This is a genomic window from Pseudomonas donghuensis (genome assembly GCF_000259195.1).
GTDB classification, from domain to species: Bacteria; Pseudomonadota; Gammaproteobacteria; order Pseudomonadales; family Pseudomonadaceae; genus Aquipseudomonas; species Aquipseudomonas donghuensis.
Genome location: NZ_JH650761.1, coordinates 201,429 through 221,207, shown reverse-complemented (window position 1 = coordinate 221,207; position 19,779 = coordinate 201,429). Strand labels below are relative to the sequence as shown.

Sequence of the window (19,779 nt, the reverse complement as noted above, 5' to 3'; positions counted from 1 at the left end):
CGGCCCGGTGGTCGGGAGGGCGATGGCGGATGCTCCCGCCATATAGCCCCGGCGTCTTATGTCGGACGATAAACGCGCACATTGGCATGTCCCTCACTGAGCAGATGATGGGCATGCAGGCGACTCATTACTCCCTTGTCGCAATACAGCAGGTACTGGCGCGTGGCATCCAGCTCCTTGAAGCGACTGTTCAGGGCGTAGAACGGCAAGGCCTTGACCTCGATGCCGTCCAGTTCCAGGGGCTGGTCTTCCTGGGCATCAGGGTGACGAATGTCGATCACCACCTGCCCGGCCAGCGCCTGGCTGACTTCTTCGATCTGGATATCTTCGCTGAGTTCATCGATCACGTGGTCGATGGAGATCAGCCGGGCGCGTTCCAGGGCGCGCTCAAGCACCGCCATGTCGAACTGCTTCTCTTCATGGTCGAGGCGATGACGCTTGGCGCAGGTGGTCGGGTTCACCGAGATCACGCCGCAGTATTCAGGCATGTGCTTGGCGAACTCGGCGGTGCCGATCTGCTGGGCCTGGTCGATGATGTCCTGCTTGTGGCTGGCGAGCAAGGGGCGCAACACCAGTTTCTCGGTGGCCGAATCGATCACCGCGAGGTTCGGCAAGGTCTGGCTCGACACCTGGGAGATGGCTTCACCGGTCACCAGGGCGTCGATTTCCAGACGGTCGGCGATGTTGGTCGCCGCGCGCAGCATCATGCGCTTGAGGGTCACGCCCATGTAGCTGTTGTCGACCTTGCCGAGGATCTCGCCGACCACTTCTTCGAACGGCACGCTGACGAACAGCACGCGCTGGCTGCTGCCGTACTTCTTCCACAGGTAGTGGGCGACTTCCATCACCCCCAACTCGTGGGCACGGCCGCCGAGGTTGAAGAAGCAGAAGTGGGTCATCAGGCCACGGCGCATCATCTGGTAGGCGGCGACGGTGGAGTCGAAGCCACCGGACATCAGCACCAGGGTCTGCTCCAGCGCGCCCAACGGATAACCGCCGATGCCTTTGTGCTGGTTGTGAATGACGTACAGGCGCTTGTCGCGCACCTCGATGCGCACCTCGACTTCCGGTGTACGCAGGTCGATACCGGCGGCGCCGCACTGCTGGCGCAGCTGGCTGCCGACATAACGGTCGACGTCCATCGAGCTGAAATCGTGGTGGCCGCCGCGCTTGCAGCGTACGGCAAAGCGCTTGCCGGCCAGCAGGTGACCGAAGTGCTGCTTGCACTTGGCGACGATGTCGTCGAAATCACCCAGCGGGTATTCGTCGACCTGCAGGAAGTGGGCGATGCCCGGCATGCAGGTCAGACGCTCGGTCATTTCGCGCAGGACTTTCTCGTCCTCGATGTGAGTGATCACTTCGAGGTTATCCCAGACACCGTTAACCGCGAGCGCAGGATCGAGGTCCTTGAGCACGGTGCGGATGTTGCGGGCCAGTTGACGGATGAAGCGCTTGCGAACCGGCCGGCTCTTGATGGTGATCTCTGGGAAGACTTTTACGATTAGTTTCATGAAAAACAGCGCGCGAGGTGCCGACTAAAAAAGTGGGGCGCGGATTATAGCGGAAATTGCTCAAGCTTTGAGCAACTTTTGTACAGAAGGTTTTCTGTGCGCCAAAATGGTGCGCCATGCTCGATTAGCGCATCTTTAAAGTGCAGAAAAAAGCCGTGCATTTGCGAAATCGGTCGAAAACGCTTGGGTTTGGGGCAAAAATCCCAACTCGGGGCACTGGCATGCAATTTGCTCCCTTGTGAGGCAGGTTGCCTTGGCCGACTATTCGCGCCCGGCATCACCCAAATTAAAGGGCTGCACAGGCAAGCTCTACCCCACCCGGAGGACACTATGTCGAAGTCGGTTCAACTCATCAAAGATCATGACGTTAAATGGATTGATCTGCGCTTCACTGACACCAAAGGCACTCAGCACCACGTGACCATGCCAGCTCGTGATGCGCTGGATGAAGATTTCTTCGAAGCCGGCAAGATGTTCGACGGTTCCTCCATCGCTGGCTGGAAAGGCATCGAAGCTTCCGACATGATCCTGATGCCGGACGACGCCTCCGCCGTGCTCGACCCGTTCACCGAAGAGCCGACCCTGATCCTGGTCTGCGACATCATCGAACCGTCGACCATGCAAGGCTATGACCGCGACCCACGCGCCATCGCCCGCCGCGCCGAAGAGTACCTGAAGACTACCGGTATCGGTGACACCGTGTTCGTCGGCCCAGAGCCTGAGTTCTTCATCTTCGACGAAGTGAAGTTCAAGTCCGACATTTCCGGCTCGATGTTCAAGATCTACTCCGAGCAAGGCTCGTGGATGTCCGACCAGGACGTCGAAGGCGGCAACAAGGGCCACCGTCCAGGCGTCAAAGGCGGCTACTTCCCAGTACCTCCGTTCGACCACGACCACGAAATCCGTACTGCCATGTGCAACGCCATGGAAGAAATGGGCCTGGTCATCGAAGTACACCACCACGAAGTGGCAACTGCCGGCCAGAACGAAATCGGCGTGCAGTTCAACACCCTGGTGAAGAAGGCTGACGAAGTTCAAACCCTCAAGTACTGCGTACACAACGTTGCCGACGCCTACGGCCGCACCGCGACCTTCATGCCGAAGCCGCTGTACGGCGACAACGGCTCGGGCATGCACGTGCACATGTCCATCTCCAAAGATGGCAAGAACACCTTCTCCGGCGAAGGCTATGCCGGCCTGTCCGACACCGCCCTGTACTTCATCGGCGGTATCATCAAGCACGGTAAGGCCCTGAACGGCTTCACCAACCCGGCCACCAACTCCTACAAGCGTCTGGTGCCAGGCTTCGAAGCACCGGTCATGCTGGCCTACTCGGCCCGCAACCGTTCGGCCTCGATCCGTATCCCGTACGTTTCCAGCCCGAAAGCCCGCCGTATCGAAGCGCGCTTCCCGGATCCGGCTGCCAACCCGTACCTGTGCTTTGCGGCACTGATGATGGCCGGTCTGGACGGTATCCAGAACAAGATCCACCCAGGCGATGCCGCCGACAAGAACCTGTACGACCTGCCGCCTGAAGAGGCGAAAGAGATCCCGCAGGTCTGCGGCAGCCTGAAAGAAGCCCTGGAAGAGCTGGACAAGGGCCGTGCGTTCCTGACCAAGGGCGGCGTGTTCTCCGACGACTTCATCGATGCCTACATCGCGCTGAAAAGCGAAGAAGAAATCAAGGTCCGCACCTTCGTACACCCACTGGAATACGAGCTGTACTACAGCTGCTAAGCCAGTGACGCTCGCGCAAGCGGCGTAGCTTGAAAAAAGGCCTCCTTCGGGAGGCCTTTTTCATACACATTCTTCAGACGCTCCCGATAGGTCAACCCCCTGACCTCGACCATGCTGGCTCAGCAAACCACGCCCGAGCCCATCATGATCCGCACCCTTATCACTCTCCCCCTGTTCGCCTTGCTGACAGGCTGCAGCACCCCGCCAGCACAGGTCGAATCACAGGTGCTGCTGCGCACCAGCAACGCCTGGGATGGCAGCCAGTACCCAAACTACCCCGACGGCCCGCCGGAACTGACCCTGGTGAAGATCCGCATCCCGCCTGAAACAACGCTCGACTGGCACAGCCATCCAATGCCCAACGCCGGCTACCTGCTCGCAGGTGAACTGCTGGTAGAAACCCGCGACAGCGGCAAGCAGGTGCGCATCAAGGCCGCAGACGCCTTGGCCGAGATAGTCGATGGCGTGCATCGTGGGCGCACAGGCACACAAGCGGCCGAGTTGATCGTTTTTTATGCAGGCAGCTCCGGCGTGCCGCTCTCCCGCCCCGCGATATCATCCAAACCGCTGACGTCACTGCTCGACAGCATCGACCAACGACTGCACATCGCCCAAGCCGTTGCCCTGAACAAATGGGACTCGGGCCAGCCTGTAGAAGCGCCCGAGCGTGAGCAGCAGGTCATCGCCAATGCCCGGAGCCAGGCCCTGCGCTTTGGTGTGGACGAGCACCGGGCAGCCGTGTTCTTCGCCGACCAGATCGAAGCCAACAAGCTGCTCCAGTACCGCGCACTGTCGCGCTGGCATGCCGCAGGCAGCGCACCACAAACGCCACGAGTCGATCTGGGCAGCCAATTGCGCCCGCAACTGGATCGCCTGCAACGCACACTGCTGAGCCAACTGGCAGAGTTTGATCGCAACCGCCCGGCGCAATGCCAGGCAACCCTCGCCCAGGCCATCGGTCAACTGGGCAAAGATCCGCAGCAGTCCCTGGCCCTGATCCGCGCCACCACGCATTTATGCTCGTCGCAGTAAACCTTCCACTATGCTCTATATTGGTGCATGCAATTGCCTGCACCTGAGCAACTCAGCCCATTTTGGTTCATGAAAAGTGCTAACTCAGGACTTTTTAGCCATTTTTCGCGCAAATACAGGTCTTAATCCGGAAATTCCGCTTCTTTTCGGAGCCTTGGTTTGCTTTTTGCATTTTCTTTGTACCAGCGGATTACCAGCGACCGCGACTTGGGCCCAGGCCGAGGTTGTATGAGCCAAAAGAGGTCAACGACGCCCCATGACCATCAGCGATGCACTGCACCGACTGCTACTGGACAACCTGACCACCGCCACCATCCTGCTCGACGCCGACCTGCGTCTTGAGTACATGAACCCGGCGGCGGAAATGCTCCTGGCCATCAGTGGCCAGCGCAGCCATGGGCAATTCATCAGCGAACTGTTCACCGAATCGCCCGAAGCGCTGAATTCCCTGCGCCAGGCGGTGGAACACGCACACCCCTTCACCAAGCGTGAAGCCCAACTGACCTCGCTGACCGGCCAGACCCAGACCGTCGACTACGCGGTGACCCCGATCCTCAGCAAGGGCGCGACCCTGCTGCTGCTTGAGGTGCACCCGCGCGACCGCTTGCTGCGCATCACCAAGGAAGAGGCCCAGCTGTCCAAGCAGGAAACCACCAAGATGCTGGTGCGCGGCCTGGCTCACGAAATCAAGAACCCCCTCGGCGGTATCCGCGGCGCCGCCCAGCTGCTGGCCCGCGAACTGCCCGAAGATGGCCTGAAGGATTACACCAATGTGATCATTGAAGAGGCCGATCGCCTGCGCAACCTGGTCGACCGTATGCTCGGCTCGAACAAGCTGCCATCGCTGGCCCTGACCAACATCCATGAGGTGCTGGAGCGGGTCTGCAGCCTGGTCGAAGCCGAAAGCCAGGGCGGTATCACCCTGGTGCGCGACTACGACCCGAGCCTGCCGGACGTGCTGATCGACCGCGAGCAGATGATCCAGGCGGTGCTCAACATCGTGCGCAACGCCATGCAGGCCATCAGCGGCCAGAACGAGCTGCGCCTGGGCCGCATCAGCCTGCGCAGCCGGGCCATGCGCCAGTTCACCATCGGCCACACCCGTCATCGCCTGGTGGCCAGGATCGAGATCATCGACAACGGCCCCGGCATTCCTGCCGAACTGCAGGAAACCATCTTCTACCCCATGGTCAGCGGTCGCCCGGACGGTACCGGGCTGGGCCTGGCCATTACCCAGAACATCATCAGCCAGCACCAGGGCCTGATCGAGTGTGACAGCCACCCTGGCCACACCACCTTCTCGATCTTCCTGCCGCTGGAACAAGGAGCCACCGCCTCATGAGCCGAAGTGAAACTGTCTGGATCGTCGACGATGATCGTTCCATCCGCTGGGTGCTGGAAAAAGCCCTGCAACAGGAAGGCATGACCACCCAGAGCTTCGACAGCGCCGACGGGGTCATGAGCCGCCTGGCCCGGCAGCAGCCGGACGTAATCATTTCCGACATCCGCATGCCCGGCGCCAGCGGCCTGGACTTGCTCGCGCAGATTCGCGAGCAGCACCCGCGCCTGCCGGTGATCATCATGACCGCCCATTCCGACCTGGACAGCGCGGTGGCGTCCTATCAGGGCGGTGCCTTTGAGTACCTGCCCAAGCCGTTCGACGTCGACGAGGCGGTATCGCTGGTCAAGCGCGCCAACCAGCACGCCCAGGAGCAACAGGGCCTGGACGTGGCACCGAGCCTGACCCGCACCCCGGAGATCATCGGCGAAGCGCCGGCGATGCAGGAGGTGTTCCGCGCCATTGGCCGCCTGAGCCATTCCAATATCACCGTGCTGATCAATGGCGAGTCCGGCACCGGTAAAGAGCTGGTCGCCCACGCCTTGCACCGCCACAGCCCGCGGGCGGCATCGCCGTTCATCGCCTTGAACATGGCGGCGATTCCCAAGGACCTGATGGAGTCGGAGCTGTTCGGCCACGAGAAAGGCGCCTTCACCGGCGCCGCCAACCTGCGCCGCGGCCGCTTCGAGCAGGCCGATGGCGGCACCCTGTTCCTCGACGAGATCGGCGACATGCCGGCCGACACCCAGACCCGCCTGCTGCGGGTGCTGGCCGATGGCGAGTTCTACCGGGTGGGCGGGCATGTGCCGGTCAAGGTCGATGTGCGAATCATTGCCGCCACCCACCAGAACCTGGAAACCCTGGTGCTAGCCGGCAAGTTTCGTGAAGACCTGTTTCACCGTCTGAACGTGATCCGCATCCACATCCCGCGCCTGGCCGATCGTCGCGAGGATATCCCGACCCTGGCCAGGCACTTCCTCGGCCGCGCCGCCCAGGAGCTGGCGGTGGAGCCCAAGTTGCTCAAGGCCGAGACCGAGGAGTTCATCCGCAACCTGCCGTGGCCGGGCAACGTGCGTCAGCTGGAGAACACCTGCCGCTGGATCACGGTGATGGCCTCGGGGCGTGAAGTGCATATCGGCGACCTGCCGCCGGAGCTGCTCAACCTGCCGCAAGACACAGCGCCGGTAACCAACTGGGAACAAGCCTTGCGCCAGTGGGCCGACCAGGCCCTGGCCCGTGGCCAGTCAAGCCTGCTCGACAGCGCCGTGCCGAGCTTCGAGCGGATCATGATCGAGACTGCGCTCAAGCACACCGCTGGCCGCCGCCGCGATGCCGCGGTGCTACTGGGCTGGGGCCGCAACACCCTGACGCGCAAGATCAAGGAGTTGGGGATGAAGGTCGATGGCGGCGATGAGGACGGTGACGACGAGGCCTGACCTGTGGGAGCTGGCTTGCCAGCGATCGAGCGCGAAGCGGTCGCATCCGGTCTGTAGAGAATGCACAGACTGCATTGACCTCATCGCTGGCAAGCCAGCTCCCACAAGATTGCAATTTGCCCCATTGATGCACCGACGCCGCTATCGGTGCACCGCCTGAAGGCACAAATCCCCGGCAAAACCCTGCCTACCCCCTCAAAACCCACCATTTTGCGCACTGCAACAAAACTGGCACACACCCTGCACTAGTATCAGTACTTCCAGTTTTGGGGACCTTGGTACAGGCAGGCCGGGGAATCCCCTCTTTTATTCGCGCAGCTTCACCTGCACCCGCCAGCGTCCGCCCTCCTCTGCACCGGCCCATTCGCCGTGCAGGGGGCGGGCCGCGACCAGGGTCACGAGCAAGCCAGCATCACTGCTCTGCACCCGCCAGCTCACAGGCTTACCCTGCAACTGCAACTGACCACGCGCAGCCTTGCCCTCGGCCTCGAACAGCAGGGCCAGGGTGCCTTCGACCTCTTCGCCGTGCAGTTTGGGTTCCTCGTTGAACCACAGGTTCAAGCCCGCCTCGACCACCTCGACCTGCTCCAGCACGCGTGGCTCGGGCGCGGTCAGGCGACCGATCATCAGCCCCACCAGCATGCCGAACAGTGCCAGGGAAAACAGCACGCGCGGCCAGAGCTGCGAACGCGGGTCCGGTTCAGGAGTAGAATGCTCGCCATCTTTATGTTCGGAGCCGTGCATGTTTCACGTCATCCTCTTTCAACCAGAGATTCCGCCGAATACCGGCAACATCATCAGACTGTGCGCCAACAGCGGCTGCCACCTGCACCTGATCGAGCCGATCGGCTTCGAGCTGGACGACAAGCGCTTGCGCCGGGCCGGTCTGGACTACCATGAGTATGCCACGCTCAAGCGCCATGCAGACCTGCCCAGCTGCCTGGAAAGCCTAGGCCAGCCGCGGCTGTTCGCGTTCACCACGAAAGCATCGCACCCTTACCACGAAACCGCTTTCCAGCCGGGTGACGCCTTCCTGTTCGGCCCGGAAAGCCGTGGCCTTCCCGCCGAGGTACTGGACAGCCTGCCCGCCGAGCAGCGCCTGCGCCTGCCGATGCGTCCGGGCTGCCGCAGCCTGAACCTGTCCAACACGGTGGCGGTGACGGTGTACGAGGCGTGGCGCCAGCAAGGTTTTGCCTGAGAGATCCTTTCGCGGGTCAAGCCCGTTCCTACAGTGTTCGCGATAACCCCCAAGAAAAAAGCGCCCCGAGGGGCGCTTTTTGCTTCATCGCAACAGGCTTATTGCAGCGAAGGGGCTTCGCCAGCTTCCTGCATGCGTTGCATTTCCTGAGCGTACAGTGCGTCGAAGTTGACCGGCGAGAGCATCAGTGCCGGGAACGAACCACGGGTCACCAGGCTGTCCAGCGCTTCACGGGCGTACGGGAACAGGATGTTCGGGCAGAAGGCGCCCAGGGTGTGGCTCATCGACGCCGGGTCGAGGTTCTTGATCAGGAAGATACCGGCTTGTTGCACTTCAGCGATGAAGGCCACTTCTTCGCCGTTCTTCACGGTCACCGACAAGGTCAGCACAACCTCGTGGAAGTCGCCTTCCAGGCCTTTTTGCTTGGTGTTCAGGTCCAGGGCGACGCTCGGCTCCCACTGCTGACGGAAGATCGCCGGGCTTTTTGGCGCTTCGAACGACAGGTCGCGCACGTAGATGCGCTGCAGGGAGAACTGCGGAGTGTTGTCGTCGGCTGCGGCTGCGGCGTCGTTGTTCTGTTGATCAGTCATGACAGATCCTTCTTTCCAGAGTCTTTAATGGGTTTCTGATTCAGGCCTTGAGCAGCGCGTCGAGCTTGCCGGCGCGCTCCAGGGCATACAGGTCGTCGCAACCGCCGACGTGGGTGGCGCCGATCCAGATCTGCGGCACCGAGGTACGCCCGGCCTTCTGGCTCATTTCGGCGCGCACCTGAGGCTTGCCATCGACCTTGATCTCTTCGAAGGCCACGCCTTTGCTGGCGAGCAGGTGCTTGGCCCGCGAGCAGTAAGGGCAGTAATCGCTGGAGTAGACGATGACGTTGCTCATGTCACTTCACCAGCGGCAGGTTATCGGCCTTCCAGCTCGACACGCCGCCCGACAGCTTGGCAGCGGTGAAGCCGGCCTTGAGCAGCTCGCGCGCGGTGGTGCCGGCGTGCTGGCCCATGGCGTCGACGATGATCAGGGTCTTGTTGGCCTTGTGCTTTTCCAGCTCGCCGATGCGCGCGGCGACCTTGTCCTGGGGAATGTTCACGGCACCAACGATGTGGCCGGCGGCGTAGTCCTTGCTCGAACGGATGTCGATCACCAGGCCTTTGTCGGCGTTGACCAGTGCAGTCAGCTCGCCAGTGCTCAGGCTGCGGCCGCCCTTGCGTGCTTCGGTGACGATCAGCAGAACCAGCAGAACGACGAAGATACCGACCAGCAGATAGTGATTTGTTGCGAATTCAATCAGGTGAGCAACCATCGGAGGGTGTTTCCAGGCCATTAAAAATGTTGGCCAGTATACACAGCCCCCAAGGTCGGCCAAAGCCCGCCGGGCAGGGTTATCGCCAGTAATTCTCATTGCCGCGCTACAGCCCGTCGGCCAGCGCCAGCGGGGCTGCAAGGTTAATTCGTCATTCGTGGCAAATTTGCCCTAAAATGCGTGTCTTTATCATCTGAACAACCGTGAGTGTGGGATTGATGACGAGCACGCCAAAACCCTTGGTCCTGATCATCCTGGATGGTTTCGGTCACAGCGAAAGCCACGAATACAACGCCATCTACTCGGCCAACACGCCGGTCTACGATCGCCTGCGCGCTACCCTGCCGCATGGCTTGATCTCCGGTTCCGGCATGGATGTCGGCCTGCCGGACGGGCAAATGGGTAACTCCGAGGTCGGCCACATGAACCTCGGCGCCGGCCGCGTGGTGTACCAGGACTTCACCCGGGTGACCAAGGCAATCAAGGACGGCGAGTTCTTCGACAACCCGGTGTTGTGCGGTGCAGTCGACAAGGCTGTCGGCGCCGGCAAGGCCGTGCATATCCTTGGCCTGCTTTCCGATGGCGGCGTGCACAGCCACCAGGACCACCTGGTGGCCATGGCCGAGCTTGCCGCCCAGCGCGGTGCCGAAAAAATCTACCTGCACGCCTTCCTCGACGGCCGCGACACGCCGCCCAAAAGCGCGCAATCGTCGATCGAGCTGCTCGACGCCACCTTCGCCAAACTCGGCAAGGGCCGCATCGCCAGCCTGATCGGCCGCTACTACGCCATGGACCGCGACAACCGCTGGGACCGCGTATCGGCCGCCTATAACCTGATCGTCGACAGCAACGCCGAATTCAGCGCCGACAGCGCCCTGGCCGGCCTCGAAGCGGCCTACGCCCGCGACGAAAGCGACGAATTCGTCAAGGCCACGCGCATTGGCGAAGCGGTCAAGGTCGAAGACGGCGACGCAGTGGTCTTCATGAACTTTCGCGCCGACCGCGCCCGCGAGCTGTCGCGAGTGTTCGTCGAGCCTGAGTTCAACGAGTTCCCACGCGCGCGCCTGCCCAAGCTTGCCGCCTACATCGGCCTGACCCAGTACTCGGCAAAAATCCCGGCCCCGGCCGCATTCGCCCCGGGCAGCCTGGACAACGTGCTCGGCGAATACCTGGCGAAAAACGGCAAGACCCAGCTGCGCATCGCCGAAACCGAGAAATACGCCCACGTCACCTTCTTCTTCTCCGGTGGCCGTGAAGAGCCCTTCGAAGGCGAAGAACGCATCCTCATCCCGTCGCCGAAGGTCGCCACCTATGACCTGCAGCCGGAAATGAGCGCGCCGGAGGTCACCGATCGCATCGTCGAAGCCATCGAGCAGCAGCGTTACGACGTGATCGTGGTCAACTACGCCAACGGCGACATGGTCGGCCACAGCGGCGTGTTCGAGGCTGCGGTCAAGGCCGTCGAAGCCCTGGACCTGTGCGTCGGGCGCATCGTCGAGGCGCTGGACAAGGTCGGCGGCGAAGCGCTGATCACCGCCGACCACGGCAACGTCGAGCAAATGGAAGACGAATGCACCGGCCAGGCGCACACCGCGCACACCACCGAGCCGGTACCGTTCATCTATGTTGGCAAGCGCAAAGTGCAGGTCCGCGAAGGCGGCGTGCTGGCCGACGTGGCGCCCACCATGCTCAAGCTGCTGGGCCTGGAAAAACCGGCAGAAATGACCGGCTCGTCGATTCTGATCGACGGCTAAAGCCGCTGAAGACAAGCTACAAGCCGCAAGAAAGAGCCCATTCACCCGTTTTTCTTGCCGCTTGTAGCTTGCCGCTTGCCGCTAAAGCCGTTTTTTTTGCAAGCCATGGCGGGCATACTAGGCCAGTCTCTATGCCTGGTGCCGCCCACCCCATGTTTCGCGCCCTGATCGTACTCGCCCTGTCTTGCCTGCTCAGCCCGGCCTTCGCCGATGAGCGCGCGCAAACCCAGCAACAACTGGACGCCACGCGCCAGGACATTGCCGAGCTGAAAAAGATGCTTGGCAAGTTGCAGGAGGAAAAATCCGGCGTGCAGAAAGACCTGCGCTCGACCGAAACCGACATCGGCAAGCTGGAAAAGCAGGTGGAGGCCCTGCAACTCGAACTAAAAAAGACCGAAGGCGAACTGGAGCGCCTTGATACCGAGAAAAAAAAACTCCAGAGCGCCCGCATTGAACAGCAACGACTGATCGCCATCCAGGCCCGTTCGGCCTACCAGAATGGCCGCGAGGAATACCTGAAACTGCTGCTCAACCAGCAGAACCCGGAAAAATTCGCCCGCACCCTGACCTATTACGATTACCTGAGCCAGGCGCGCCTGAGCCAGTTGCGCAATTTCAACGAGACCCTGCGCCAGTTGGCCAACGTCGAAAAGGACATCAGCCTGCAGCAGGCCCAGTTGCTGGCCCAGCAAGGCACCCTCGACAGCCAGCGCCAGGAGCTGGAGAAAGTCCGCGCCGAACGTAAAGAGGTGCTGGCCAAGCTCAACAATGACGTCAAGGCCCGCGACCAGAAGCTGCAGGCCCGCGAGCAGGACCAGGCCGACCTGACCAAGGTGCTCAAAACCATCGAGGAAACCCTCGCCCGTCAGGCCCGCGAAGCCGAAGAAGCGCGGCAGAAGGCCCTGCTCGCCGCCCAGGAGGCGGAAAAGCAACGCCAGCGTGAAGCCCTGGCCGCCAACAGCAGCGAGGCGCCGAAGAAGCCCAAGGCGATCCCTGGCCCACTGGTTTCCAGCAGCGGCGAAACCTTCGGTGGTGCTTTTTCTGCCGCACAGGGAAAACTTCCATGGCCGGTCAATGGTCGATTGCTGGCCCGCTTTGGCGAAACCCGTGGCGATGACTCGCGGGCCAAGTGGGACGGCGTGATGATCAGTGCCTCCCCTGGCAGCCAGGTGCGCGCCGTGCATGGCGGCCGGGTGGTATTTGCCGACTGGTTGCGCGGCGCTGGACTTCTGGTCATTCTCGACCATGGTAATGGTTACCTGAGCCTGTACGGCCATAACCAGAGCCTGCTCAAGAGCGCCGGCGACGTGGTCAAGGCCGGTGAGGCCATCTCCACCGTCGGCAACAGTGGCGGCCAAGACAGCTCAGGGCTGTATTTTGCCATCCGCCAGCAGGGCCGCCCCAGCGACCCCGCACAATGGTGCCGTGCCCAGGGATAGGCAACACCCCCCCTTTTTGACGGCGTAGCGCAACTTCGGGCTGCGCCGATGCTCTACGGAGCGCTACCAGGATCAGGAGTTCGTTCGACATGCTGCAATCGCCTCGCCTCACCTCGCTGGCCCTGACCATCGCCATGGTCCTCGGCGCGCCCCTGGCCCGTGCGGCCGAGCCGGCCAAGCCCGCCGCGATTCCAGCGACGACCGTCTCGGCATCGTCATCCAAGGCACCGTTGCCACTGGAAGAACTGCGCACCTTCGCCGAGGTCATGGACCGCATCAAGGCCGCCTATGTCGAACCGGTAGACGACAAGACCCTGCTGGAAAACGCCATCAAGGGCATGCTCAGCAACCTCGATCCGCACTCGGCCTACCTCGGCCCGGAAGATTTCCTCGAGCTGCAAGAGAGCACCAGCGGTGAGTTCGGCGGCCTGGGCATCGAAGTGGGCATGGAAGACGGCTTCATCAAGGTGGTCTCGCCGATTGACGAGACCCCGGCCTCGCGCGCCGGTATCGAAGCCGGCGACCTGATCGTCAAGATCAACGGCCAGCCGACCCGCGGCCAGACCATGACCGAAGCGGTCGACAAGATGCGCGGCAAGGTCGGCGAGAAAATCACCCTGACCCTGGTGCGCGACGGCGGCAACCCGTTCGATGTAACCCTTGCCCGCGCGGTCATCCAGGTCAAGAGCGTCAAGAGCCAGATGCTCGAAGACGGTTACGGCTACATCCGCATCACCCAGTTCCAGGTCAAGACCGGCGAAGAAGTCGGCAAGGCGCTGGCCAAGCTGCGCAAGGACAACGGCAAGAAGATGCGCGGCCTGGTCCTGGACCTGCGCAACAACCCCGGTGGCGTCCTGCAATCGGCCGTGGAAGTGGCCGACCACTTCCTCACCAAGGGCCTGATCGTCTACACCAAGGGCCGTATCGCCAACTCCGAGCTGCGCTTCTCCGCCGACCCGGCCGATGCCAGCGAAGGCGTGCCATTGGTGGTGCTGATCAACGGCGGCAGTGCCTCGGCGTCGGAAATTGTCGCCGGCGCCCTGCAAGACCAGAAGCGTGGCGTGCTGATGGGCACCGACAGCTTCGGCAAAGGCTCGGTGCAAACCGTGCTGCCGCTGAACAACGACCGCGCACTGAAGATCACCACGGCGCTGTACTTCACCCCCAACGGCCGTTCGATCCAGGCCCAGGGCATTGTCCCGGACATCGAGGTGCGCCGCGCCAAGATTACCGCCGAGCAGGACGGTGAAAACTTCAAGGAAGCCGACCTGCAGGGCCACCTGGGCAACGGCAACGGCGGCGCCGACCGTCCGTCGGGTAAGGGCGGCGGCGCCAAGCCTCGCCCACAGGATGATGACTACCAGCTCAGCCAGGCCCTGAGCCTGCTCAAGGGCCTGAGCATCACCCAGGGTAAATAAGGCCAGCTGATGCGTTACCTGCTGTTGGCCCTGGTGTACCTGATGAGCGGTGTCGCCCTGGCGGCGCCGACTCAACCGGGCAAGGCCTACCTGACACTGATCATCGACGACCTGGGGCAGAACCCTGCGCGCGACTCACGCGCCCTGGCCCTGCCCGGCCCGGTGACCCTGGCGATCATGCCCGATACCCCGCATGCCACAGCGTTTGCCCGCCAGGCCCATCGCGCCGGCAAGACGGTGATCCTGCACATGCCCATGGACCCGGCCACCGGCCCCTACGCCTGGCACCCCGGTACACCCTTGCCGGAGCTTGAGCGGCGGTTGAACGCGGCGCTCGACAAAGTGCCCTACGCCGTCGGGATCAACAACCACATGGGCAGCCGCATGACCGCGGAGCCTGCGGCCATGGCCTGGTTGATGGGTGAATTGCAGCGCCGCGACCTGTTCTTCGTCGACAGCCGCACCAGCGCCGCCACGGTGGCCGCCAAATCGGCACAAAGCATCGGCCTGGCCAGCGTGTCGCGGGATGTGTTCCTCGATGACCTGCGCACCACCGAAGCCATTGCCGGCCAGCTGCAACAGGGCATCGCCCTGGCGCGCAAGCAAGGCACGGCGGTACTGATCGGGCATCCTTATCCACAGACCCTGGAAGTGCTCGAACGCGAACTGCCCAAGCTCAAGGCCCAGGGCGTCGAGTGGATAGAAATTCAGCAGATGATCGCCGAGCGCGGCAACCGGGCGATGCCGGCTCACGGCAAGCAGGGCTTTTACAGCCCTGCTCGCGCGGCCCAGTGAGCCTTCGTCAATCCCAGGGAAGGATCCGTTCGAGCTGACTGGCCTTCAGGTCTGCCCGATAGATCTCCAGGAACTGCTGGTTAGTCTTCGCCGCCTGCAACTGTGTCTCGCGCCCCCACGTACGTTCGGCCCAGAGTTTCAGGTGGCCTTTGCTGAACTGACGCTGGTTGGCGGCCTGGGAGCCGTAGTGCAGATGCACTTCCCATAAACCGCTATCCCGCGCAGGCCCTTGCGCCTTGCGCACTTCATAGACATCCAGGTAGTCGTCAGCTGCCAGCTTCTTGCGCTCAACGGTCCTTGCGATGGTGATCTGCCCTTCAGCGTGAAGGTAGGCAAGACTTTCACCATTCGGTCGACTGCTGGCCAAATGCAACGTCACCAGCAGATTGCGTTTGCGCTCATTCAAGCGGCTGATGCACTGCTCCACAGTTGCTCGCAGTGCATTGTCACTGGCTGCAGCGTCTGCGCCTTCAAGCATTCTCGCCACACGCTGCAGTTTCTCGACATGACGTTCGATGACAAAAGACAAGCTGTGTGGTTCGTTCGAGGAGATGTAGCGCTTTGCCAGGGCGATTACACCGGCAACCTCGTTGTTCAGGCGCTGTGCCTGGATACGGGCCTGCGCCCGCTCACTGGCAGTCAATGGCGCGGACTCAACCGGGAACGTGGCCGGCACCACTTCGATCCAGACGTCACCCTGCTGGTGGTAGGTGCCGAGCACCTTTTTGCTCACGGGGTCACGCTGCTCAACCACTGGCTCGCCGAGCAGTTGCGTCTCTTCGCCGACCAGTGTTTTGCCTCCTCGCAAATGAACCACACGACGCATGCCCACCCGCGGCTTGTACGGCAAACGCTTGAACGGAAGCGGCGTCTCCCACTTCTGTTCCCGAACGGCCGCCTCCAGTTCCAGCTCGGCCGTCGCTTTAACCAGCCGCACCTGCTCCTTGTAATAATTGAGCGCCTGCTTGTTTACCACCACACCACCAAAGCGTTCCAGATAGTCGACCATGGTCAAGGCATTGGCATACTCACTCTGCACGCTTTGCAGACCGCTGATGGTTTCTTCTGAGGCAAAGTTGCCGCTGATCAATTCATCCAGGGTACTGCCTGCACCGCTGACGGACTTGCCGATCAGGTAATCATTGGTGGAAACAAGTGTCTGCACATCGGTGCCAGACAGTCTTTCTAGCGAGAGCTCGGCAAGGTCCCTGATCAGGTCGATTTTCAGTTGCAATGTTGTCACTGAGCGCTGGCCAACAATACTGTGGACCTGCTCCTGCTTGCCGTCATAGGCAATAGTGCCGTCGGTCAATGTATCAATCAGCAGCACGTCCAGTTTTTCCATTACCTCCTGTAGACGCAGCTGCAATGGCACCACCGCCATATGCCTCGCTCGGTAGGTGTTGTACGCCGCTACCTGTTCCGGGGTTGCCGGCAAGGTTACTATCTGTTTGCGAAGCGCAGCTAACTCATCGAACCTGGCCAGCAATATCAGTTCATCATGGATCAACATATAGTTCCTGAGGAGCTGCTTGCGCACCATGCCTCGGCGCTGCTTCAACGGCCTTGCCGTAACCTCGGGGAGGAACTTTGAGAACTTCGGAGTGAGCAGCGTTTTCATGCTGGCTTCCACCTCCAGGTCAATCTTGATTGACTGTTCCAGCGTGTCGATCAACGCACTGCGTGTTGTGTCCAGCAGGCTCTTCTTATCGGTAATCTTTATGCGTGTACTGTCGACCAACGCGCTCAAGCCTTCTGTGCTATCACCCTGGTCAATCCGCGCCTGTAAGCTGTCGCGCAGGTTCAGCAACTTCTGCAGCGCACTCGAATGCTCCGCCATCGATGCCCACTGCGGTGTCAGCTCGGCAACCAACGCATTGTTTTTCAGGTCCAGCTCACCTATTTCGGACTGCAGCTTACGGACTGCCTCCTGGTTGACCTCCTGCTGCCCCGCCACTCGCCGTTTGGGACCGCCTCCTCTGAGCCGCAGACTCAGGTCAAACTGCCATGTATTGTTCTCTATGGTCAGCCAGGGGCCAGGCCGGCCTTGCTCGTCGACCACTCGCATCCCTTGGGCGTCGGCCCTGACGTTGTAAACATGACCTTCAATCAACGCGTAGTATCGCCCGGCAAGCAGGTACAGGCCCCGATACGAGCCTTGGCTCAACGGCGGATGACTCCCCAGTGAAGCCGATGAACGAAAGCCCGATATCGGTCGAGGATAATCCGTCGAGTTCGACTTGAGCCCCTGGGGTCCATACCAGGAAAAATCCAGTTCCAAGTCCGCTTTCACCCTCAGGGCACTGGGAGCAAAGGTTTTGCCCTGGACAGGAATTGCCCGAGGTACGGAGGGCGTGAACCGGCGACTCGGACCAAAGACCGGGACCTCACGCTTGTCTGCGGCAACTGGCGGCTCGACCTTCGGTAGGCTGGCGTGAAACAACACCATGACCAGGTTGAGCAGCAGATCGACCACTGCCGTTGATTTTTCGAACTCATTGCCATTTTTCAATGCATCTGCATCAGCATGCACTGTCAGCGCACCCTGAACGAGCCAGGCAACCACAGCCGCTGGCCCCCGTAAAAACGGCGTGGCCACGCTGAACAGCAGGTTGAACAACAAACCTGCACCCTCGAGCAGCATCGCCCAGCGGTCTTCGGCATTGGAGATCGTCTCGCGCTCGGCCAGCTCCACCAGCATCTGTGTATTGGCCATGTACAAGTTGCTGTCCGCCCCCGGATGCCAGCCCTGCAAGTCCAGCTGTGCCGGCTGGACGGGCTCCAGCCCCAGTTGAGTATCGAGGATAGGCCGACGTAAATGCGGCTCCTGGAAACCGCCATGGCCATATACCCGCTGAGCGTCGCTGCTCATCCAGGCCAAAATGCTTTGCTGCAGATCCTCCTGCGCCAGAATCTGCTCAAGCAACGCCTGCTGGCTGGCAAACTCCTGGAACGGTCTGTCGGCGCTCATTGGCCGGTAGAGCACGACCTTTCCCGCAGCGTGCGCCGACATAAACACAAAGGTGTTGGTCACTCGATCGGCTTCGCTGGCAGTCTCCTCACGCTTGAACGCCAAAGGCGCCAACAGGCTTTGACTCTCACCGCTGTCCGCTCGAAAGAACGCGACAACACGCTGGTAACCGGTATCAGACAGCGCTCCATCGATCTTGGCCTTGAGCGCAAGGAGCGGCAACTGGCTTGCCTGTTCCATGGCGAACAGGCTTATCCGCTCGACATTCTGGTCCGCATCCTGAAGTTTTTTGCTCAGGTACTGGGGATAGGTGCGACCGATATCTGCACGCTGCACCAATGCTTTCAGGTAATCGGTTGTCAACCAGGGCCACAGCAGCTGATCGGTTTTATGCGTGATTTTTTTCAATATGGCTCCCCTGGCCGAGCCCAGGTTGCCAATGGCAAATTCAGTCAGGGGCATGCGCTTGATCTCCACGCTCCCTGAGAATGTGCCCGGAACTCCACGCGCCAACCAGAACTCCAGCACCAGGTCGTCGGCATCATAATTGGCCTCAGTCAGATGGTCAGCGCGCATCAGTTCAAGCAGGGACTGGCGCGTGAAGGCACGTAGATCAAGGATGCCATCAAGGGAGGACTTGCCGTTGGAACTGGCTTGCGCAACCAGCAGATCCAGCACCCGCGTACGGTACTCCAGTCGATCAGCCATTGAAGCTTGACGCAACCATTGCGGCAGTTCGGATTCGCCCTGCCGTAACTGCAAGAGCCGTTAAGGATGTGCGCAAAAGAAAGACGCAGGATCGGTCAAGGCAGCGTACCCCTGCTCCAGCTCGACTACGGTGCTGAAATGCCGCCCGTTCACGGGCTCCAGACCTTCAAGCAGCAGGTTCAGGAGCACTGCCCCCTGCATCGCGAACATATCGGTTGTGATGGGGTAGCGATCCCAACCGAATGAATCAAGCTGATACTGACGGGCAAGCCCATCACTCAGGCTCTGGGCCATGCTGTCCAGCGAATCAAAGGCATCGATACGCCCACTGGGCTTGCACAACAGAACGATGTTGCGATTTGCCAATGTCAGTGTCACCAACAGGTCCGGCAGCAACTGCTGGTAACGAACCTCGGCGCCAGCCACCGTGACATCAAGCAAAAAAACTTCAGGCACCTCGCTGGGGTTGTGCCACGCAGTGCTGTTACTCGCCGCTAACAGCGCATAGATGCAACTGCGTTGCTCATCATCCAGACCTTGTGCTTCAACCCCGCTGGCCAGGGCGGCCTTGAGCATGTGCCCCACCCCCTGCAGAGGCGTGCCACCCGAGCCACTTCGTGTCTGCCAGAAATCGACCTGGGCCCGTTGAAGAAACGGCTCGACGTTGGCCAGCAGCTCATTGAACGCGTCGGTGACCAGGGTCAGATCAGGAAGTCTGCCCAGGCCACTGGTCGCGTCGCGGTCATAAATGGGTCGGGGCGTAGGGGTAAAGCTCAGGAAACAATTGCTCAGAGCAATCCCGGTAAAATTGAATGTTGTTTGCGAGATAAGCTTTTCGAGAAAGACTTCGGCCAGTGACTTTATCGTCAATGTGTCGAGATCTTCTGGCGCTCGCGTACAGAGATAGATCTCTTTTGACCCGCGCAGTTGCGGGTAGCTTTTGTCGATTTCCGGGTATTGCTTGGCCAACCGCTGCACCAATTGCTGATGCACTACAGCGCGCAGCGTTGGCCGCGACGCAAACGCCAGGCCGACGGTTTGCTCAAAGGAGTCCAAGGCGATGGTCATTGTCGTTGTCTCTGGGTAAGGGACCCGTGACGATAACGACACCTACAGCATTGCCTGCGTTAACTATTGC

16 protein-coding genes are annotated in these 19,779 nt (G+C 61.1%); 9 read left to right on the top strand and 7 right to left on the bottom strand.

Annotated elements, in window-relative coordinates; all coding sequences use genetic code 11:
* Positions 1-56: 56 nt before the first annotated feature.
* Positions 57-1,511: a tRNA uracil 4-sulfurtransferase ThiI gene (thiI, locus tag UW3_RS0110145; protein WP_010222299.1), complete on the bottom strand. Its 1,455-nt coding sequence runs from the start codon at positions 1,509-1,511 to the stop codon at positions 57-59.
* Between the two features lie 330 nt (positions 1,512-1,841).
* Between thiI and glnA the strand changes: the two genes are divergently transcribed.
* From glnA to ntrC, 4 genes are all read left to right on the top strand, one after another.
* Entirely contained in the window at positions 1,842-3,248 is a 1,407-nt protein-coding gene (glnA, locus tag UW3_RS0110140) for a glutamate--ammonia ligase (RefSeq protein WP_010222298.1), read from the top strand.
* Between the two features lie 144 nt (positions 3,249-3,392).
* A complete protein-coding gene (locus tag UW3_RS28130; RefSeq protein ID WP_081492783.1) occupies positions 3,393-4,280 on the top strand; it encodes a chorismate mutase in 888 nt (295 codons plus the stop codon).
* Positions 4,281-4,536: 256 nt separating this feature from the next.
* On the top strand, positions 4,537-5,622 hold the full coding sequence (gene glnL / locus UW3_RS0110120; RefSeq protein ID WP_010222296.1) for a nitrogen regulation protein NR(II): 1,086 nt from the start codon (positions 4,537-4,539) through the stop codon (positions 5,620-5,622).
* Positions 5,619-7,055 carry a nitrogen regulation protein NR(I) gene (gene ntrC / locus UW3_RS0110115; protein WP_010222294.1) on the top strand — a complete coding sequence of 479 codons (1,437 nt, stop codon included), beginning with the start codon at positions 5,619-5,621 and terminating at the stop codon, positions 7,053-7,055. The genes glnL and ntrC overlap by 4 nt, the downstream gene beginning before the upstream one ends.
* Positions 7,056-7,361: 306 nt before the next feature.
* Here ntrC and UW3_RS0110110 read toward each other — a convergent pair whose 3' ends face one another.
* Positions 7,362-7,799 carry a hypothetical protein gene (locus tag UW3_RS0110110; protein ID WP_010222292.1) on the bottom strand — a complete coding sequence of 146 codons (438 nt, stop codon included), beginning with the start codon at positions 7,797-7,799 and terminating at the stop codon, positions 7,362-7,364.
* On the opposite strand from UW3_RS0110110, the gene UW3_RS0110105 reads away from it, so the two are divergent.
* Positions 7,798-8,253, top strand: a complete 456-nt coding sequence (locus tag UW3_RS0110105; protein WP_010222290.1) for a tRNA (cytidine(34)-2'-O)-methyltransferase — start codon at positions 7,798-7,800, stop codon at positions 8,251-8,253. The genes UW3_RS0110110 and UW3_RS0110105 overlap by 2 nt on opposite strands.
* 98 nt (positions 8,254-8,351) lie before the next feature.
* Here UW3_RS0110105 and secB read toward each other — a convergent pair whose 3' ends face one another.
* From secB to UW3_RS0110090, 3 genes are read right to left on the bottom strand one after another with little or no spacing between them, the layout of a single operon-like run.
* Positions 8,352-8,843: a protein-export chaperone SecB gene (secB, locus tag UW3_RS0110100; RefSeq protein ID WP_010222288.1), complete on the bottom strand. Its 492-nt coding sequence runs from the start codon at positions 8,841-8,843 to the stop codon at positions 8,352-8,354.
* 40 nt (positions 8,844-8,883) lie between these two features.
* Positions 8,884-9,138: a glutaredoxin 3 gene (gene grxC, locus UW3_RS0110095; RefSeq protein ID WP_010222287.1), complete on the bottom strand. Its 255-nt coding sequence runs from the start codon at positions 9,136-9,138 to the stop codon at positions 8,884-8,886.
* Between the two features lies 1 nt (position 9,139).
* Positions 9,140-9,556 carry a rhodanese-like domain-containing protein gene (locus tag UW3_RS0110090; protein WP_010222286.1) on the bottom strand — a complete coding sequence of 139 codons (417 nt, stop codon included), beginning with the start codon at positions 9,554-9,556 and terminating at the stop codon, positions 9,140-9,142.
* A 218-nt stretch (positions 9,557-9,774) separates the two neighbouring features.
* Here UW3_RS0110090 and gpmI point away from each other — a divergent pair, with 218 nt between their 5' ends.
* The 4 genes from gpmI to UW3_RS0110070 all read left to right on the top strand — a co-directional run bounded on the left by gpmI (position 9,775) and on the right by UW3_RS0110070 (position 14,962).
* Positions 9,775-11,310 (top strand): 2,3-bisphosphoglycerate-independent phosphoglycerate mutase, encoded by a 1,536-nt coding sequence (gene gpmI / locus UW3_RS0110085; protein WP_010222285.1) that lies wholly within the window; start codon positions 9,775-9,777, stop codon positions 11,308-11,310.
* A gap of 152 nt (positions 11,311-11,462) precedes the next feature.
* On the top strand, positions 11,463-12,749 hold the full coding sequence (locus UW3_RS0110080; protein WP_010222283.1) for a murein hydrolase activator EnvC family protein: 1,287 nt from the start codon (positions 11,463-11,465) through the stop codon (positions 12,747-12,749).
* An 89-nt stretch (positions 12,750-12,838) separates the two neighbouring features.
* Entirely contained in the window at positions 12,839-14,167 is a 1,329-nt protein-coding gene (locus UW3_RS0110075) for a S41 family peptidase (protein ID WP_010222282.1), read from the top strand.
* 9 nt (positions 14,168-14,176) lie between these two features.
* Complete coding sequence (locus tag UW3_RS0110070) at positions 14,177-14,962, top strand: divergent polysaccharide deacetylase family protein (RefSeq protein WP_010222280.1); 786 nt, start codon at positions 14,177-14,179, stop codon at positions 14,960-14,962.
* Positions 14,963-14,969: 7 nt separating this feature from the next.
* Here the strand turns inward: UW3_RS0110070 and UW3_RS0110065 are convergent, their stop codons facing one another.
* Together UW3_RS0110065 and UW3_RS0110060 are read right to left on the bottom strand one after the other, a co-directional pair.
* The gene (locus UW3_RS0110065) at positions 14,970-18,611 is read right to left on the bottom strand and encodes a dermonecrotic toxin domain-containing protein (RefSeq protein ID WP_026001262.1); all 3,642 of its coding nucleotides are present in this window, start codon (positions 18,609-18,611) and stop codon (positions 14,970-14,972) included.
* Positions 18,612-18,701: 90 nt separating this feature from the next.
* Entirely contained in the window at positions 18,702-19,709 is a 1,008-nt protein-coding gene (locus UW3_RS0110060; RefSeq protein ID WP_026001261.1) for a hypothetical protein, read from the bottom strand.
* Positions 19,710-19,779: the final 70 nt, after the last annotated feature.

Excerpts from the sequence above, each read along its gene's own strand:
- thiI (WP_010222299.1), bottom strand. The coding sequence starts at position 1,511 with ATGAAACTAATCGTAAAAGTCTTCCCAGAGATCACCATCAAGAGCCGG.
- glnA (WP_010222298.1), top strand. The coding sequence starts at position 1,842 with ATGTCGAAGTCGGTTCAACTCATCAAAGATCATGACGTTAAATGGATT.
- UW3_RS28130 (WP_081492783.1), top strand. The coding sequence starts at position 3,393 with ATGATCCGCACCCTTATCACTCTCCCCCTGTTCGCCTTGCTGACAGGC.
- glnL (WP_010222296.1), top strand. The coding sequence starts at position 4,537 with ATGACCATCAGCGATGCACTGCACCGACTGCTACTGGACAACCTGACC.
- ntrC (WP_010222294.1), top strand. The coding sequence starts at position 5,619 with ATGAGCCGAAGTGAAACTGTCTGGATCGTCGACGATGATCGTTCCATC.
- UW3_RS0110105 (WP_010222290.1), top strand. The coding sequence starts at position 7,798 with ATGTTTCACGTCATCCTCTTTCAACCAGAGATTCCGCCGAATACCGGC.
- UW3_RS0110110 (WP_010222292.1), bottom strand. The coding sequence starts at position 7,799 with ATGCACGGCTCCGAACATAAAGATGGCGAGCATTCTACTCCTGAACCG.
- secB (WP_010222288.1), bottom strand. The coding sequence starts at position 8,843 with ATGACTGATCAACAGAACAACGACGCCGCAGCCGCAGCCGACGACAAC.
- grxC (WP_010222287.1), bottom strand. The coding sequence starts at position 9,138 with ATGAGCAACGTCATCGTCTACTCCAGCGATTACTGCCCTTACTGCTCG.
- UW3_RS0110090 (WP_010222286.1), bottom strand. The coding sequence starts at position 9,556 with ATGGTTGCTCACCTGATTGAATTCGCAACAAATCACTATCTGCTGGTC.
- gpmI (WP_010222285.1), top strand. The coding sequence starts at position 9,775 with ATGACGAGCACGCCAAAACCCTTGGTCCTGATCATCCTGGATGGTTTC.
- UW3_RS0110080 (WP_010222283.1), top strand. The coding sequence starts at position 11,463 with ATGTTTCGCGCCCTGATCGTACTCGCCCTGTCTTGCCTGCTCAGCCCG.
- UW3_RS0110075 (WP_010222282.1), top strand. The coding sequence starts at position 12,839 with ATGCTGCAATCGCCTCGCCTCACCTCGCTGGCCCTGACCATCGCCATG.
- UW3_RS0110070 (WP_010222280.1), top strand. The coding sequence starts at position 14,177 with ATGCGTTACCTGCTGTTGGCCCTGGTGTACCTGATGAGCGGTGTCGCC.
- UW3_RS0110060 (WP_026001261.1), bottom strand. The coding sequence starts at position 19,709 with ATGACCATCGCCTTGGACTCCTTTGAGCAAACCGTCGGCCTGGCGTTT.